The organism is Metabacillus sp. GQ13, from assembly GCF_059758525.1.
The window spans coordinates 254,548-269,405 of sequence record NZ_JCAXET010000001.1 but is presented as its reverse complement, the minus strand read 5'-3'; the positions used below and the strand labels follow the sequence as shown (position 1 = coordinate 269,405).

The following is a 14,858-nucleotide window of genomic DNA, read 5'->3' as shown; positions in this document are numbered from 1 at the left end:
GAAGCTTTAATTTATATATTTCTGCTACATTAATTTATATAATGTGAGCCAATGGTAGTTAATTTAAATGCTATTGTTTTTTAAACTATAAATACGTATTTATTTTATTATGAACTCTCGGCGATTCATTTGAAACTATATATATTATGGTATAATAATACAAATTACTTTAATTTGTATAAACACGTGTTTATCTTGAAAAAACAAATTTATTTTTTCCTGTTCGAGTTAGAAACGATGTTTTATAGGAGTGGAATTCTTTGAAGGAAGTGAATAGTACTGAGATTGCGAGATTAGCAGGTGTTTCAAGAAGTACAGTAAGTAGGGTGATAAACAATTATCCTAATGTTCCAGAAGCTACTCGGAAAAAAATTATGGAGATTATCCATGAAAAAAACTATTATCCTAATTTATCAGCCCAGGTGCTTGCAGGTAAAAAAACAGGAACATTGGGGCTCTTTATTATTGAAAGAGGTCAGGTTTCGGGGGATAGTCTATCAAACTTTTTGATCACAAGCATAATTGAAAGCGCATCACTATTGGGTTACTACGTTTTAACAAATATAATCCGTGATACGAATAACCATAATACGATTGATAAGATAAAAGAAGTCTTTTTTCAAAGAAGAGTAGATGGTGGAATCTTTATTGGTGCGAATAATTATGAGCCGTTAATTGAAGAGCTAATTAAAGAAAAATTTGTAATTGGCATAGTAGATCAATTATTACCAGGTGTAAATGAGCCTAATCGAATTGTTGCTAATTTTGATAATGAAAAGGGAGCAATGAAAGCAATTCATTACCTAGCTAGTTTAGGTCATAAAAAAATTGGTGTCATTAATGGAAATATGAATAGAATTGCGGGTCCTCAGAAATATCAGGGATATATAAAGGGTTTAAAAAAACATGGTCTACCAATTAATCAAGAATGGGTACTAGAAGGTGATTTCAGTAAAGCATCGGGCTATGACGTTACTAAAAAATTTCTACAAAAGAACATAGAACTTCCGACAGCCTTTTTTGCAGCTAACGACAGTACTGCTTTTGGTGCTATTCAGGCATTCAATGAATTTTCTATTCGAGTACCCGAAGATATCTCAATTATTGGGTTCGATGACCATATGTTAAGTGAACATACATCACCTTCACTAACAACTTTACGGGTCAATTTTGATGAAATGATGCAAAAGCTGACAACAAATATCGTAGATGCTGTAGAAGGTATGAAAGTCGAATCCAATCACTTTCAAATAGGTTCAAAGTTAATAATTAGAAATTCATGTAAATCGATTTAAATAATTGTTAGATGAGTAGCATGAATGAAACACTCGCTCTCTGTAACAAGAGCGAGCATTTGCAAGTAGAATACTATTAATAATCCGAGAGCATAAATTCAAGTGGTCCATCTTTGTTAATGATATCGTTTAGTTCATAAATAGAAATTGGAAATGTCGGGTATCCAAATGGACGTGGTGCGATTTCATATCTTTTAAAATAAATCATAAGCATTTTGTCAGTTATATAAAAGGACTGATTACTATTTATTTTATCAAATTCTTGAAAGGTACTCATATTTCTATTATTAATTTGTTCCCTTATTAAGTCTGACAGACGTTCGATGTAAGGACTATTTGGTGTAAATAGATCTGATAAAGAATATAATTTACCAGTTCGAATATCTGTCGTTATCGATGTTAACTGATCAATCGGATGAGCAAGCTTTGGTCCAGAGGCAAAAGTATTCATCGTTATACTTATAATCCCTCTCTGGTTATTTTTGACCTCATAACCTCCAGTGAATGCTGTCATGTAATCTTGTTGATAACTTTTATTGAACATTTGTTTAACCTTTTTTACGATCGCCCTATTTATTTTGCTTTGGATAACGGGATTTTTCAACCATTGAATTTGAGGATAATATATTTTACTTGTTGGGGCAAAGATCAACATCGTTTGGATAGGGATAGGCAGGTTAATATTCTCCATTAAAAAAACACATTCCTTTTTGCATATTTAGTTTATCTTATTCATTTATATGGATTGTGTTCAATTGCTTTTAAAGACATGGAGTAACCTTTTAGCTATATTCTTAATCTTTAACTTTATTAACGATGGTGGTATCCTTTAACTAAGTGATTATGAATAGGATTAATGGTTTTTAATTACCTAAAACTGATAACGTTATCATTGTTGATTAATAAGGAAAAGGGGCGAATTAATTTGACAACAAAAACTAGTAAGGAATTAGAACCACAACAAACATTGGACGTACCACCTTTGATGAAGGCTGCCGTAATGAATAAACCTTATGAGATTGAAATGAAGGAGATCGCAGTTCCACAAATTAGTGGTGATGAAGTATTAGTAAAAGTCATGGCAGTTGGAGTTTGTGGATCAGATATTCATTATTATGAGCATGGAAGGATTGGAAGGTATGTTGTAGAGAAGCCAATAATCTTAGGTCATGAATGTGCAGGGGTTGTTGCAAAGGTTGGAGACCAAGTAACTAAAGTAAAAGTCGGGGATCGTGTAGCAATAGAGCCAGGGATTACATGTGGTCGTTGTGACTACTGTAAGAAGGGAAGATACAATCTCTGTCCAGAGGTACAGTTTTTAGCAACGCCGCCTATTAATGGAGCTTTTGTTCAGTATATTAAACATCGTGAGGATTTTCTATTTCCAATTCCTGATGAGTTGTCTTTTGAAGAGGCATCACTTGTCGAACCGTTTTCTGTAGGGATACATGCTGCAAACAGAACGAACCTTCAACCTGGTTCAACTGTCGCTATCTTAGGAATGGGGCCAGTTGGTTTAACAGCAATAGCAGCTGTGAAAGCGTTTGGGGCCACAAATATTATCGTCACAGACTTAGAAAATAATCGCTTGGAAGCAGCAAAGAATTTAGGAGCTACACATGCGATAAATATTTTAGAGCAAGATCCAAACGAGGAAATAATGGCTATTACTGAGGGTAAGGGTGTTGACGTTGCCTTTGAAACAGCAGGAAATCCAAAAGCACTACAGACTGCTTTGGCCTCAGTTAAACGTGGTGGAAAGCTCGCGATTATCGGATTACCTCCACAAGATGAAATTGGATTGAATGTTTCACTAATAGCAGATTATGAGTTAGATATATATGGGGTATTCCGATATGCAAATACATATTACCAAGGGATTCAGTTTTTGAAAGATCATAATTTAAAAAGTTTAATTACCGACCGTTTCTCCCTTGATGAAACAAAGGCTGCGATGGAAAGAGCTCGACTTAATAAAAAATCTAGCTTAAAGGTAATTGTTTATCCAAATGGATTGTTAGACAAATAGCTTACTAATTTGAATGATTATGGGAGGGAATTGCTATAAACAGATTTAGTCTCTATCAACGTGAATTATTAGCAGACCATTTTCATCCAAAAATAAGTGCCTATTACTATAAACAATGGGATAGTCATGAAATGGAATTCCATACTCATAAAGAAGTAGAAATTATGTATGTAATTGATGGAAAGTGCATCATTGATACGAAACAAGAATCATTTTCGATGAAAAAGGGTGACTTTATTTTACTTGATGCGAATGTGGCACATCGTTTATTAGTGGATAAGAATAATCCTTGTCGAATGTTAAATATTGAATTCTCTTTTGTTCAGAGGAAGGGAAAATTTCTGTCTATCAAGGAGTTAGCTTCTGAAAACAAAAGTTTAACCCAATTATTAGAATTAGGATACGAGTATGTTGTATTAAAAGATCCTAATGAAATTTACCATACCCTTAAAAATGTAGTTTTAGAAATGGATAAGAAGCAAGCAGAAAATGATCTAATGGTGGAGATCCTTTTTGCGCAATTGCTTATCCAAATAGCAAGGATGGTTGTAGAGGAAAAAGTACAAGATCGAGAATATCAGCAAACGAATGTCTATGTAAAAAAAGCAATTGAGTATATTCACCAAAATTATGATTGTGATATTCAAATGAAAGATGTTGGGAAATCAGTGAATCTACATCCAGGTTATCTACATCGGATTTTTAAACAACAGATGGGATGTACAATTATGGATTATTTAACGTCTCATCGAATTGAAAAGGCAAAAATGCTACTAGCAGATACAGAAATACCAATCATTGAAATTTCACATTATGTTGGTATTAATAGTAGACAATACTTTAGCCTTTTATTTAAAAGACATACAAATAACACACCGGTTGAGTATCGGAAATCTGCAAAGAAGACGATTGTAAAACATAATTTCTAAGTAAAACAGTTGTTAAATACAGCTGTTTTTCCATTTTTTAAATAATTAGAAATTACTTTCCATTCTAAACTACTCAGATTAGATTATTCCTTGTTTAATTCAACCTTTGGAGTTTTTAGCTTTATTTTAACTAAGCTGACAGCTTAGTTGGATATAAAAAGTTAAAATCCTTTACATTATAAAGTTATTAATTTGAAAACGTATTTAGCTTGTTCTTGTTACAATGTAATTAAATTGAAATCAAGTAACGATCTAAAGGAGAGCTGTAAAATGTCATTTAAAATAGCATTTATAGGGGCAGGTAGTATTGGATTTACCAGAGGGCTTTTAAGAGATCTACTTGCAGTAGGAGAATTTAATCAAATAGAAGTTGCCTTTACAGATATAAACGCTCAAAATCTTGATATGGTCACACAGCTTTGTCAACGCGACATAGATGAGAATGGATTAAATATTAAGATACATGCAACATTAAATCGTAGGGAAGCTGTAAGAGACGCTCGATATATCTTTTCAGTGGTAAGAATTGGTGGTCTTGAGGCTTTCCAGCATGATGTAGATATTCCATTAAAATATGGAGTTGATCAATGTGTGGGTGATACGCTATGTGCTGGAGGAATCATGTACGGACAGCGTGGAATAGCTGAAATGATGAAAGTTTGTAAAGATATCCGTGAAGTTGCAGAAAAGGATTGTTTATTGCTTAATTATGCTAATCCAATGGCCATGTTAACTTGGGCATGTAATACATATGGTGGAGTAAGAACAATTGGACTTTGCCACGGTGTTCAAGGTGGACACAGACAAATTGCAGATGCATTAGGCTTTAAAAAAGAAGAAGTGGACATCATCTGTGCAGGAATTAATCACCAAACATGGTATGTAAGTGTCAAGCATAAGGGGAAAGATATGACAGGGGAAATACTGGAGGCATTTGAGAAACATCCTGAGTTTAGTAACACGGAAAAAGTGCGAATTGATATGCTTAGACGTTTTGGTTATTATTCGACCGAATCAAATGGCCATTTGAGTGAGTATGTACCATGGTACCGTAAACGTGCAGATGAAATTAATGATTGGATTGACTTAGGGACATGGATAAATGGTGAAACAGGCGGTTATTTACGGGTTTGTAAAGAAGGACGAAACTGGTTTGAAACGGATTTTCCAAACTGGTTGAAAGAGCCAGCTATGGAATATAAGCAAGAAAATCGTGGAGAAGAGCACGGTTCATATATTGTCGAAGCGCTTGAAACAGGACGTGTTTATCGAGGGCATTTTAATGTAGTGAATAATGGAGTGATAGCAAATTTACCGGATGATGCCATTATTGAGGCTCCTGGATATGTGGATCGTAATGGTATCAATATGCCACATGTTGGTGACTTACCATTAGGTTGTGCAGCTGTTTGTAATGTAAGTATCTCCGTTCAAAGATTAGCTGTTGAAGCAGCAATTAAAGGAGATGATTTCCTCCTTCGTCAAGCTATGATGATGGATCCACTTGTTGGAGCTGTTTGTAATCCTAAGGAAATATGGCAAATGACAGACGAAATGCTCGTAGCTCAGGAACAATGGCTCCCACAATACCAAGAAGCGATCGTTGAAGCTAAAAATCGTATGGCAGCAGGAGATTTGTTGCCGACAAAGAATTATGAAGGTGCCGCTCGTTTAAAAGTAAAAACGGTGGAAGAGATGGCTAAAAATAGAGACGAGGCAACCAAAAATGCAGGTGAATCAGATAAAGCTAAGGAACGTCCTTCGGCTGTAAACTAATAGTTAAAAACAAAGGTTTTTATTTTGAAACATTCATTTAAAAGTGTTTGACTTACAGGGTGCATGAAGGCTCGGATGCATCCTTTTTACTATAGGCTCTTTTCTAAAAGGTTGTTATATAGTACTTATAAAAATCGACTTTTGGATTTTTATGATGTAAATTGTAGCTATCTCTAGAGGGATATCAGAGTAATTTAGGGTGTGTACATTAGTTCTTTCTACGGAAAATAACAATTTTTGCGAAAATAGCCTGTCTTGAAGTGAATTTAAATCGATATTTAGAGTGAAATAGATTCTGAAAAGTAGAAACCGAAAGTTGTTTAAGTTACCATTGCTAATAATTATTACAAACAAGTCAAAGAAAAAATGCTATTGTTAAAATAGATAATTTCCGTTATTAGGTAGAGTAACTTTAAGGTAACGCTAGGAAAAATAGACTGTTTAAAAGGGGAGATGAACATTATGATTGAAAGAGAATTTCGTTCGATTACAGTTAACCAGGTAGGGTATCCAACCGAAGGAATGAAAACAGCTGTTTTTACTTCAATGGGAGGTTCTTTTCAAATTGTCAATGTGGCCTCAAACGAAATCGTATTTCATGGTGAAACAAATGCAGCGATCATTGATAATGCAAGTGGTAAAACAGTTTACCAAGGAGATTTTTCAACGTTTACTACACCAGGAACATACCGGATCTCACAGGATGGCACTTCTGCAGTTTTTACTATAGAGGACAAGCCTTACCAAGAACTACATCAGAGTCTTTTGAAAGCGTTCTATTTTTTTCGCTGTGGTATGGAATTAGAGGAGAAATATGCTGGTCCATGGAAACACAATGCTTGTCATTTAACGAAAGGGATTGTCTATGGTGAGCCAGAAAGAATCCTTGATAGCTCTGGGGGTTGGCATGATGCTGGAGATTATGGAAAATATACTGTTGCTGGCGCAAAGGCAATTGCTGATTTATTATTGGCTTTTGAACTGTATCCAACAGCGTATGATCAACCAATTCCAATTCCGGAAACGGATTCAATCACACCTGATGTTCTCTATGAATGTCGTTATGAGCTAGAATGGTTGTTTAAAATGCAGGATCCTACTAATGGCGGTGTTTTCCATAAATTAACGACGTTGAATTTTCCAGACTTAGATGTTATGCCTGAGGATGATAGTGCTGATTTATACTTTTCGCCAATTTCAGCGACTGCTACTGCCACTTTTTCAGCTGTAATGGCTATGGCTGCTAGAGTTTACAAGGAATATGATGTAGGTTTTGCTGACCGTTGTTTAAACGCAGCGATCTATTCATGGGAGTGGTTAACACAGCATCAGGATAAAACTGGATTCAAAAATCCACCAGATATAGATACGGGTGAATACGGTGATCCAGACGACCGGGATGAACGCTTTTGGGCAGCTGCTGAACTTTACCGAACAACTACGCATGTTGACTACCATCATGCATTACTGACAATAAGTAAACAGGATTTTAACAAGTATAACTTGGGTTGGACAGAAGTAGGTGGTTATGGGACAATTGCCTATTTATTAAATGGTGAAACTAACACAGATAAAACCCTTTATTCACAATTAAGGGAAGGATTGATAAAGACTGCTATCCAACTTGTCAGTAGAAGTAAGAATGATGGATATATGATTTCCTTAACCGAGGATGACTATATATGGGGCAGTAATATGATTGTGATGAACAATGCCATGCATTTATTATTAGCTTATCATTTTACAAATGATCCTATTTTCGAAACATGCGCATTAGAGCATATCCATTATTTATTGGGAAGAAATGTGTTAGATATAAGTTTTGTGACAGGATTTGGTGATCGACCTGTCATGAATTTACATCATCGTCCTTCTGTTGGAGATGAAGTTGTCGATCCCGTTCCAGGTCTGGTCTCAGGTGGTCCAGACAAAGGTCTAAACGATGAATACTCTCGTGAGTATTTGCAGGGGAAACCCGCTGCACAAGCTTATATCGACCATCAAGAAAGTTACTCAACCAATGAAGTAACAATCTATTGGAATTCTCCTGCAGTGTTTGTTTTGTCTCATTGGGCTAAGTAAATAACTAATCACATAGGTTAATATAGTTAAAGTATGCTGGATTAGAATTTTAAATCTAGCATACTTTTTAACTGTTAAGGAATTTATAAAATACTTCTTATTCTGTGGATAATTACTTATACTTTAAGCTCCAGTATGATAATTTGTATTAAGTTAGGTTTCGAATATTTAAAATAATTTCAAAACGTTATTTTCGGTATGAACAAAAAGCGGTAAGATAACATAAGATAAAACCTAAAAGAGCAGATGATACTAGATTTCTAGGTTTTAGCTTAAAAACAGAATAATTTAGAGGAGCACGTGGATGAAGCGTAAAGTGAAAATAAATGGAATAGGTTCCTATTTACCTAAACGGGTTGTAAAGGCAACAGAAATAGATGAATTGATTGGTGTAAAAAAAGGATGGTCAGAAAAAAAATCAGGTGTTAAGCAACGTTATTTTGTTGTCGATGAAACAGCTTCATTTATGGCGGCAGAGGCTGCTAAAATAGCAGTTCAAGATGCAGGACTTACACTGTCTGATATTGATTGCATAATTAGTGGAAGTGGAACAATGGAGCAAGCGATTCCTTGTAATGCTGCATTAATTCAGGAACAACTAGGTCTACAAAGATCTGGCATTCCTTCATTTGATGTTAATTCTACCTGTTTAAGCTTTGTTGCAGCTTTAGATATGATTTCATTTTCTATCGATTGCGGTAAGTACAAACACGTTTTAGTTATTTCTTCAGAGATTTCATCTGTCGGATTAAACTGGAAACAGGAAGAAAGCAGCATTTTATTTGGTGATGGAGCCGCAGCGGTTGTGTTATCAAAATCAATCGACAATTCTAAGATTATCTGTTCACAAATGGAAACATATAGTGAAGGCGCACATTTGTCAGAGGTTAGAGGTGGGGGAACAAGGATTCATCCTAGAGAGCATAATGAACAAACGAAAGAAGACTTTTTGTTCGACATGGATGGTAAAGCCATTTTCAAACATTCTTTTAGACTCCTTCCTGGTTTTATCGAGCGGTTATTTTCAAATACTGCCTTTTCAATTAAAGAAATGGATATTGTGATTCCGCACCAAGCAAGTGCATCGGCGATGAACATTATTCGAAAAAAACTCGGTGTAGATGAAGAAAAGTTTATCAATATTATTGGTGATTATGGCAACATGATTGCTGCTTCAATTCCAATGGCTTTATGTATTGCTATTAACCAAGGAAAGGTAAGGAGAGGAGATAAAATATTGCTCTTAGGGACCTCAGCAGGTTTTTCAATAGGAGGCATTGTTCTTGAATACTGATAGAAAACGAGTATTGATTACAGGAGCAAGAGCACCTATCACATTGCATTTAGCTAGAATTCTGAATGAAGGCGGTATGGATGTTTATGTGGGTGACAGTGTGGATTATGCTCTATCGAAATCTTCTAACAGTATTAGTGCGTTTTTACTATATCCTTCACCAAAATACCAAACTGATGAATTTATTAATTGTTTAATAGACTTTCAATTAAAGAGGCAAATTGATATTTTATTACCGACTTGTGAAGAAGTTTTCTATATATCAATGTATCAAGAAAAATTATCATCATACAATAAGGTATTAGTAGATGAATTTAAGAAAATGAATCTCCTTCACAATAAGGAAAGATTTATCCAATTTGTTAAAAAATTAGGATTTGTCACACCTAGAACAACCTTACTTACACCTGAATTAAATCGTTCGACATTATCTGAATTAAACAATGATTTTGTGTTGAAGAAGGTTTATTCACGCTTTTCGGATTCTGTTTCATTTTACAAACATGGTGCAAAGTTACCTAAAAAAGTAAGTAACGACTCGACATGGATCATACAAGAAAGAATAGAAGGACAACAATATTGCTCATATGGGATTGCAAAAAATGGAAAGCTACTTGCTCATTCAGTCTATAAATCTGAATTTACTGCGGGTTTAGGAGCAACACTGACATTCGAATATATCGACAGAAAAGATATTGAAACATTCGTTCGTGAAATCGTAAAAGAGCTATCATTTACTGGACAAATATCATTTGATTTTATTATAAATAAAGACGATGTTGCGATCCCTATTGAATGCAATCCTCGAGCAACAAGTGGGTTGCATTTATTTGGTAAGGAAATAACAAATGTGATAAATGATCAACAAGATTGTACACTTTACCCCAAAAAAGATACAAAACAAGCAATTAAATTAGCCGTTTTACTATACGGTGTTTTACAAATTAAATCGTTAAAACAAGCCAAACAATTTTGCGATGTCCTCTTTACATTTAAAGATAGTATATATCACTACCATGATAAAAAACCTTATTTTTATCAATTCATTAGCATGTTCAATATATGGAAGGAAAGTAAAGAGAATCAAGTAACAATGTTAGAACAGTCAACATTTGACCTAAGCTGGGATGGTGAGGAGTCGTGAACGTACTAGTAACAGGAGCTACAGGATTTTTAGGGCAGAAATTAGCGATACGACTTGCTTCTCTTGGATATGTTGTAACAGGTGTAGGTCGCAATAAAGAGATAGGTAAGAATTTAATTGATCACGGTATTCTTTTTAAACAAGTAGCATTAGATGATAGGGAGCAGATGATGGAATTATGTAATGGACAACAGTATGTGTTTCATTGTGGAGCACTTTCTTCACCATGGGGGAAGTATCAAGATTTTTACGCAGCAAATGTCAGTGGAACACAAAATGTCATAGACGGTTGTAAAAGGTGGAATGTAAAACGGCTTATCCATGTTTCAACACCAAGTCTATCATTTTATTATAATGAGCAAAGAAATGTAAAAGAAACAGACTTGTTACCAAAAAAGTTTGTTAATCATTATTCAAAAACCAAGTATTTAGCAGAGCTAGCGGTTGATAAAGCGTTTAAAGAAGGATTACCTACGATAACCATCCGTCCTAGAGCTATATTTGGTCCAGGAGATAATGCGATTCTGCCAAGATTAATTAAAGTATGCGAAAAGGGCAGACTCCCAATGATTGAGAATGGAAATGTTGAGGTAGATATTACATATGTAGAAAATGTTGTTGATGCCTTATTACTATGTCAATCATCTTCTGAAGAAACGTTAGGAAGAAAATATAATATAACAAATGGGGTAAATGTTAATCTTTATGAAATGATTGAAAATGTGATGAAGCAGCTAAATCAATCTGTTACCTACAAGAATATATCCTATAAAAAGGCATTTTTTATTGCTAGATTGCTAGAATATATATCTACCATATTATTGGGTGGAAAAGAACCATTACTTACTCGTTATACAGTTAGTGTATTATCACAAACTCAAACACTATCGATCGAAAGGGCTGTACAAGACTTGGGTTATAACCCTAAAATTTCGATCGAACAGGGTACAAAAGAATTCGTAAAGTGGTGGAAAAATCGTGAATATTAATTCGCTGAAATTATATGAATGTGGGTATTGTACTCACCCAGAAAAAATTGTTTTACCAAATGGGTCGATGAAACCAATAAAGTTTCCAGCTATTGTCGGTTTGTTAAACCATCCGAAAAGGGGCTATATCTTATTTGATACTGGTTATGCATCATATTTTAACCATGCAACAAAGAAATTTCCTTATTCACTATATGCAAAACTAACACCTGTATATTTTTCAGATGAGAAATCAATAAAAAACCAACTAGAAAGTGATGGTATTAACCCAGATGAAATAAGCACCATTATCCTTTCACATTTTCATGGTGATCATACTGGTGGTCTCAAGGATTTCCCTCATGCAAAAATCTATTCGAGTAAAAAGGGATATGTTCATATTAAATCATTAAGTAAATTCGGTGCCCTAACAAAAGGATGCTTACTAGAATTGCTACCTGAAGATTTAGATAAGAGAATCTCATTCTTAGAACAGACAAACGAAATTCAATTAGGCGATAGTTATGGAGAGTTTAATACGGGTTATGATGTATTTGGTGATCAATCAATTATCGGTGTAGATTTAACAGGACATGCTATTGGACAATATGGGATATTCGTTAATCTTCAAAGTGGAAAACGTGTATTCCTATGTGCAGATGCTGTGTGGGTGAGTCAAGCATTTGAACAGTTAATTTTCCCCCACAAGATTACCAATCTATTAATAGAGGATCAAGCCGAATATAAAAACAATATGATTAAACTTCATCACTTATCAAAAGTAAATCCAGAAATTGCGATCTTACCAACACATTGTCATAAAACATGGGAACATATAAAAAGGAAGGTTGTCTTTGAATAAACTGTGGTTACTAAAACAATATGCGTTAACGAAATACAGACAAAATTTCTCAAACTTAGATACCTTGCAAAGCTATCAAAATAGGAAGATAAAAAATCATTTGCGATTTGTTTTAAAAAATTCACCGTTTTATTATGAGTTTTATGAAGATTACCAAATAGAATTAAAAGAAAATCGTTGGAGAGAGCTACCAATGATTGATAAATCACTAATGATGGACCGTTTTGATGATTTTAATACAGTTGGAATAAATAAAGAGAAGGCTTATGAAATAGCTTTTGAAGCGGAGAAAACGAGGGACTTTTCGCCAAAATCAGATAATATTTCAATTGGATTATCCTCAGGAACAAGTGGAAATAGGGGGTTGTTTTTAGTAAGTGATAAGGAATCTGCAAGATGGGCTGGCACAGTTTTAGCAAAGGTCCTACCTAGTAGTTTGTTTCATAAGCAAAAAATTGCCTTCTTTCTAAGAGCTAATAATAATCTGTATGGTTCAACTGAAAATGGTCAAATTTCGTTTGCCTTTTTTGACTTAATGGATCGATTTTCAATTCATATACAACGATTAAATGATCTACAACCCACAATTGTCATCGCTCCACCTTCTATGTTAAGGAAAATAGCTGAATGGCAGATTGAAGAAAAAATAAAGATACGTCCAATAAAAATAGTTTCTATAGCAGAAGTGTTAGAGGATATTGATAAAGAGTTTATTGAAGCTATTTTCCAATTAACCCTTCATCAAGTTTACCAATGTACGGAAGGATTTTTAGCTACAACTTGCTTATATGGAACGCTGCATATGAATGAGGATTTAGTAGCGATACAAAAGGATTATTTGGATGAGGAAAAGGGGATTTTTGTACCGATCTTAACAGATTTCACTAGAACATCACAGCCGATTATACGGTACCGTTTAAATGATCTTTTAATTGAGCGAAAGACCCCTTGTCCCTGTGGTTCTCCTTTTCTAGCATTAGATAGAATTGATGGACGCTGTGATGACTTATTTTATGGCGATAAATTAAACGGATCTGGCACAGACGTATTATTTCCCGACTTTATAAGGAGAGCCATCATGTTAAGTTCCGATCAAATCCTTGAATATAAAGTGACGCAACAGAGCATAAGGAAAATTGAAGTTAAGATAAAGGTTGCAGCTACTATTGATTTAGTTAAGATTAGCATTGTCTCAGAGTTAACAAAGTTGTGGAATCAAAAAGAATTAGTTGTTCCTGAGTTTCAATTTGCTCCCTATGATTTGGTTCCATCTGATAAAAAACGGAAACGGATTGAGAATGAGATGAGGGAAGACTTTCATGGTAAAATTGTATGATGAAAATAGTATTGATTTGATTGAATGGGCAACCAAAAGAGACGGGGAAGTAACTCGAAACTATTTTGAACCATTGATGAAGCATGGAATAAAAAAGTATATTAAAAACATCGCAACAGATATTTATTTACTAGAAATTGATGATGTGATTCTGCCGATTTCTGTCAATACGCAAGAATTCACTAATTCATATGTTGTTTCACCGTATACACATTATATTAGCTATGCCAAGGAAGAGTTATGGGAGTTAGGTAATAAGCACTTGGAAGCGTTACTTTCACGATTTATTGATTTAATTGGAATAGTGCTTCAAAAAAGCAATATTAACAAGGTTGTTATTGTGAATAACTGGTTCCTGTCAACGAATTTATATCCAACTTTATCAAATACACAGATTACAAGGTTAACAGTGTTTCTAGTAGCGGAATTTCCACAGCACACGATTCTTTTTCGATCTATTAATCAAACCCTACACAACAAAATGATTAAAGGATTAAAAGAAGAAGGCTATAAAAGCATCATGTCCCGCTCAATCTATTTATTTAATCCCTCTCTGCCATTAACTAAAAGACAGAAAAAGGCTCTGTATCAAGATGAGAAACTAATAACCAAATTTAATTATAACATTAAAGATATCGAGAAGGATGACGATTATCTTATCATAGAGAATTTATACAAACAATTATACATTGATAAATATTCAATCAACAATCCTCAATTCACTCATGAGTTCATTAAATATACAAATGAACGTCATTTGTTCCACTTCAAGCTTCTTTGTCAAAATTCAAAGATAATTGGAGTTACTGGAAATATCATTAGAGATGGTGTCCTCACAACTCCGATCTTAGGTTATGTAGTAGAGAGTGACAAAAAATTAGGATTATACCGAGTGTTATCTGGCTTGATTACAAAGGAAATTCTTGATAAACAATATTTCGGACATCGGAGTGCTGGAGCAAGTGAATTTAAGAGAAATCGGGGCTCTGTTCAAGAAATAGAATATTCATATTTTTATCAAAAGCATTTATCTCTTATCTCAAGAGTTGCCTGGTGTAGCATTAAGTTGATTATGGATATTATTATAGTACCTCTAGCTAAGAAGAAGAAATTTTAGTCTTTAAAAGGCAAATGTTAAATAGA

The 14,858-nt window shown here is 34.3% G+C and carries 12 protein-coding genes; 11 read left to right on the top strand and 1 reads right to left on the bottom strand.

Annotated elements, in window-relative coordinates; genetic code table 11:
• Positions 1-269 precede the first annotated feature (269 nt).
• Positions 270-1,295, top strand: a complete 1,026-nt coding sequence (locus AC6CHR_RS01345) for a LacI family DNA-binding transcriptional regulator (RefSeq protein ID WP_498246851.1) — start codon at positions 270-272, stop codon at positions 1,293-1,295.
• A 76-nt stretch (positions 1,296-1,371) separates the two neighbouring features.
• On the opposite strand, the gene AC6CHR_RS01340 is transcribed toward AC6CHR_RS01345, so the two are convergent.
• Positions 1,372-1,986 carry a DUF3298 and DUF4163 domain-containing protein gene (locus AC6CHR_RS01340; RefSeq protein WP_498246643.1) on the bottom strand — a complete coding sequence of 205 codons (615 nt, stop codon included), beginning with the start codon at positions 1,984-1,986 and terminating at the stop codon, positions 1,372-1,374.
• 294 nt (positions 1,987-2,280) lie between these two features.
• On the opposite strand from AC6CHR_RS01340, the gene AC6CHR_RS01335 reads away from it, so the two are divergent.
• The 10 genes from AC6CHR_RS01335 to AC6CHR_RS01290 all read left to right on the top strand — a co-directional run bounded on the left by AC6CHR_RS01335 (position 2,281) and on the right by AC6CHR_RS01290 (position 14,832).
• The gene (locus AC6CHR_RS01335; RefSeq protein ID WP_498246849.1) at positions 2,281-3,324 is read left to right on the top strand and encodes an NAD(P)-dependent alcohol dehydrogenase; all 1,044 of its coding nucleotides are present in this window, start codon (positions 2,281-2,283) and stop codon (positions 3,322-3,324) included.
• Positions 3,325-3,455: 131 nt separating this feature from the next.
• The gene (locus tag AC6CHR_RS01330) at positions 3,456-4,253 is read left to right on the top strand and encodes an AraC family transcriptional regulator (RefSeq protein WP_498246642.1); all 798 of its coding nucleotides are present in this window, start codon (positions 3,456-3,458) and stop codon (positions 4,251-4,253) included.
• A gap of 270 nt (positions 4,254-4,523) precedes the next feature.
• Positions 4,524-6,029, top strand: a complete 1,506-nt coding sequence (locus AC6CHR_RS01325) for an alpha-glucosidase/alpha-galactosidase (RefSeq protein WP_498246641.1) — start codon at positions 4,524-4,526, stop codon at positions 6,027-6,029.
• 462 nt (positions 6,030-6,491) lie between these two features.
• Positions 6,492-8,111, top strand: coding sequence for a glycoside hydrolase family 9 protein (locus AC6CHR_RS01320; RefSeq protein ID WP_498246640.1), 1,620 nt, complete (start codon positions 6,492-6,494; stop codon positions 8,109-8,111).
• A gap of 304 nt (positions 8,112-8,415) precedes the next feature.
• Positions 8,416-9,405, top strand: coding sequence for a beta-ketoacyl-ACP synthase III (locus AC6CHR_RS01315; protein ID WP_498246639.1), 990 nt, complete (start codon positions 8,416-8,418; stop codon positions 9,403-9,405).
• Positions 9,395-10,549 (top strand): ATP-grasp domain-containing protein, encoded by a 1,155-nt coding sequence (locus tag AC6CHR_RS01310; RefSeq protein ID WP_498246638.1) that lies wholly within the window; start codon positions 9,395-9,397, stop codon positions 10,547-10,549. Before AC6CHR_RS01315 ends, AC6CHR_RS01310 begins: the two co-directional genes overlap by 11 nt.
• The gene (locus tag AC6CHR_RS01305) at positions 10,546-11,538 is read left to right on the top strand and encodes an NAD-dependent epimerase/dehydratase family protein (RefSeq protein WP_498246637.1); all 993 of its coding nucleotides are present in this window, start codon (positions 10,546-10,548) and stop codon (positions 11,536-11,538) included. The genes AC6CHR_RS01310 and AC6CHR_RS01305 overlap by 4 nt, the downstream gene beginning before the upstream one ends.
• The gene (locus AC6CHR_RS01300) at positions 11,528-12,379 is read left to right on the top strand and encodes an MBL fold metallo-hydrolase (protein ID WP_498246636.1); all 852 of its coding nucleotides are present in this window, start codon (positions 11,528-11,530) and stop codon (positions 12,377-12,379) included. The genes AC6CHR_RS01305 and AC6CHR_RS01300 overlap by 11 nt, the downstream gene beginning before the upstream one ends.
• On the top strand, positions 12,372-13,715 hold the full coding sequence (locus AC6CHR_RS01295; RefSeq protein WP_498246635.1) for a F390 synthetase-related protein: 1,344 nt from the start codon (positions 12,372-12,374) through the stop codon (positions 13,713-13,715). Before AC6CHR_RS01300 ends, AC6CHR_RS01295 begins: the two co-directional genes overlap by 8 nt.
• Entirely contained in the window at positions 13,699-14,832 is a 1,134-nt protein-coding gene (locus AC6CHR_RS01290) for a hypothetical protein (protein ID WP_498246634.1), read from the top strand. Before AC6CHR_RS01295 ends, AC6CHR_RS01290 begins: the two co-directional genes overlap by 17 nt.
• The last annotated feature ends 26 nt before the right edge of the window (positions 14,833-14,858 follow it).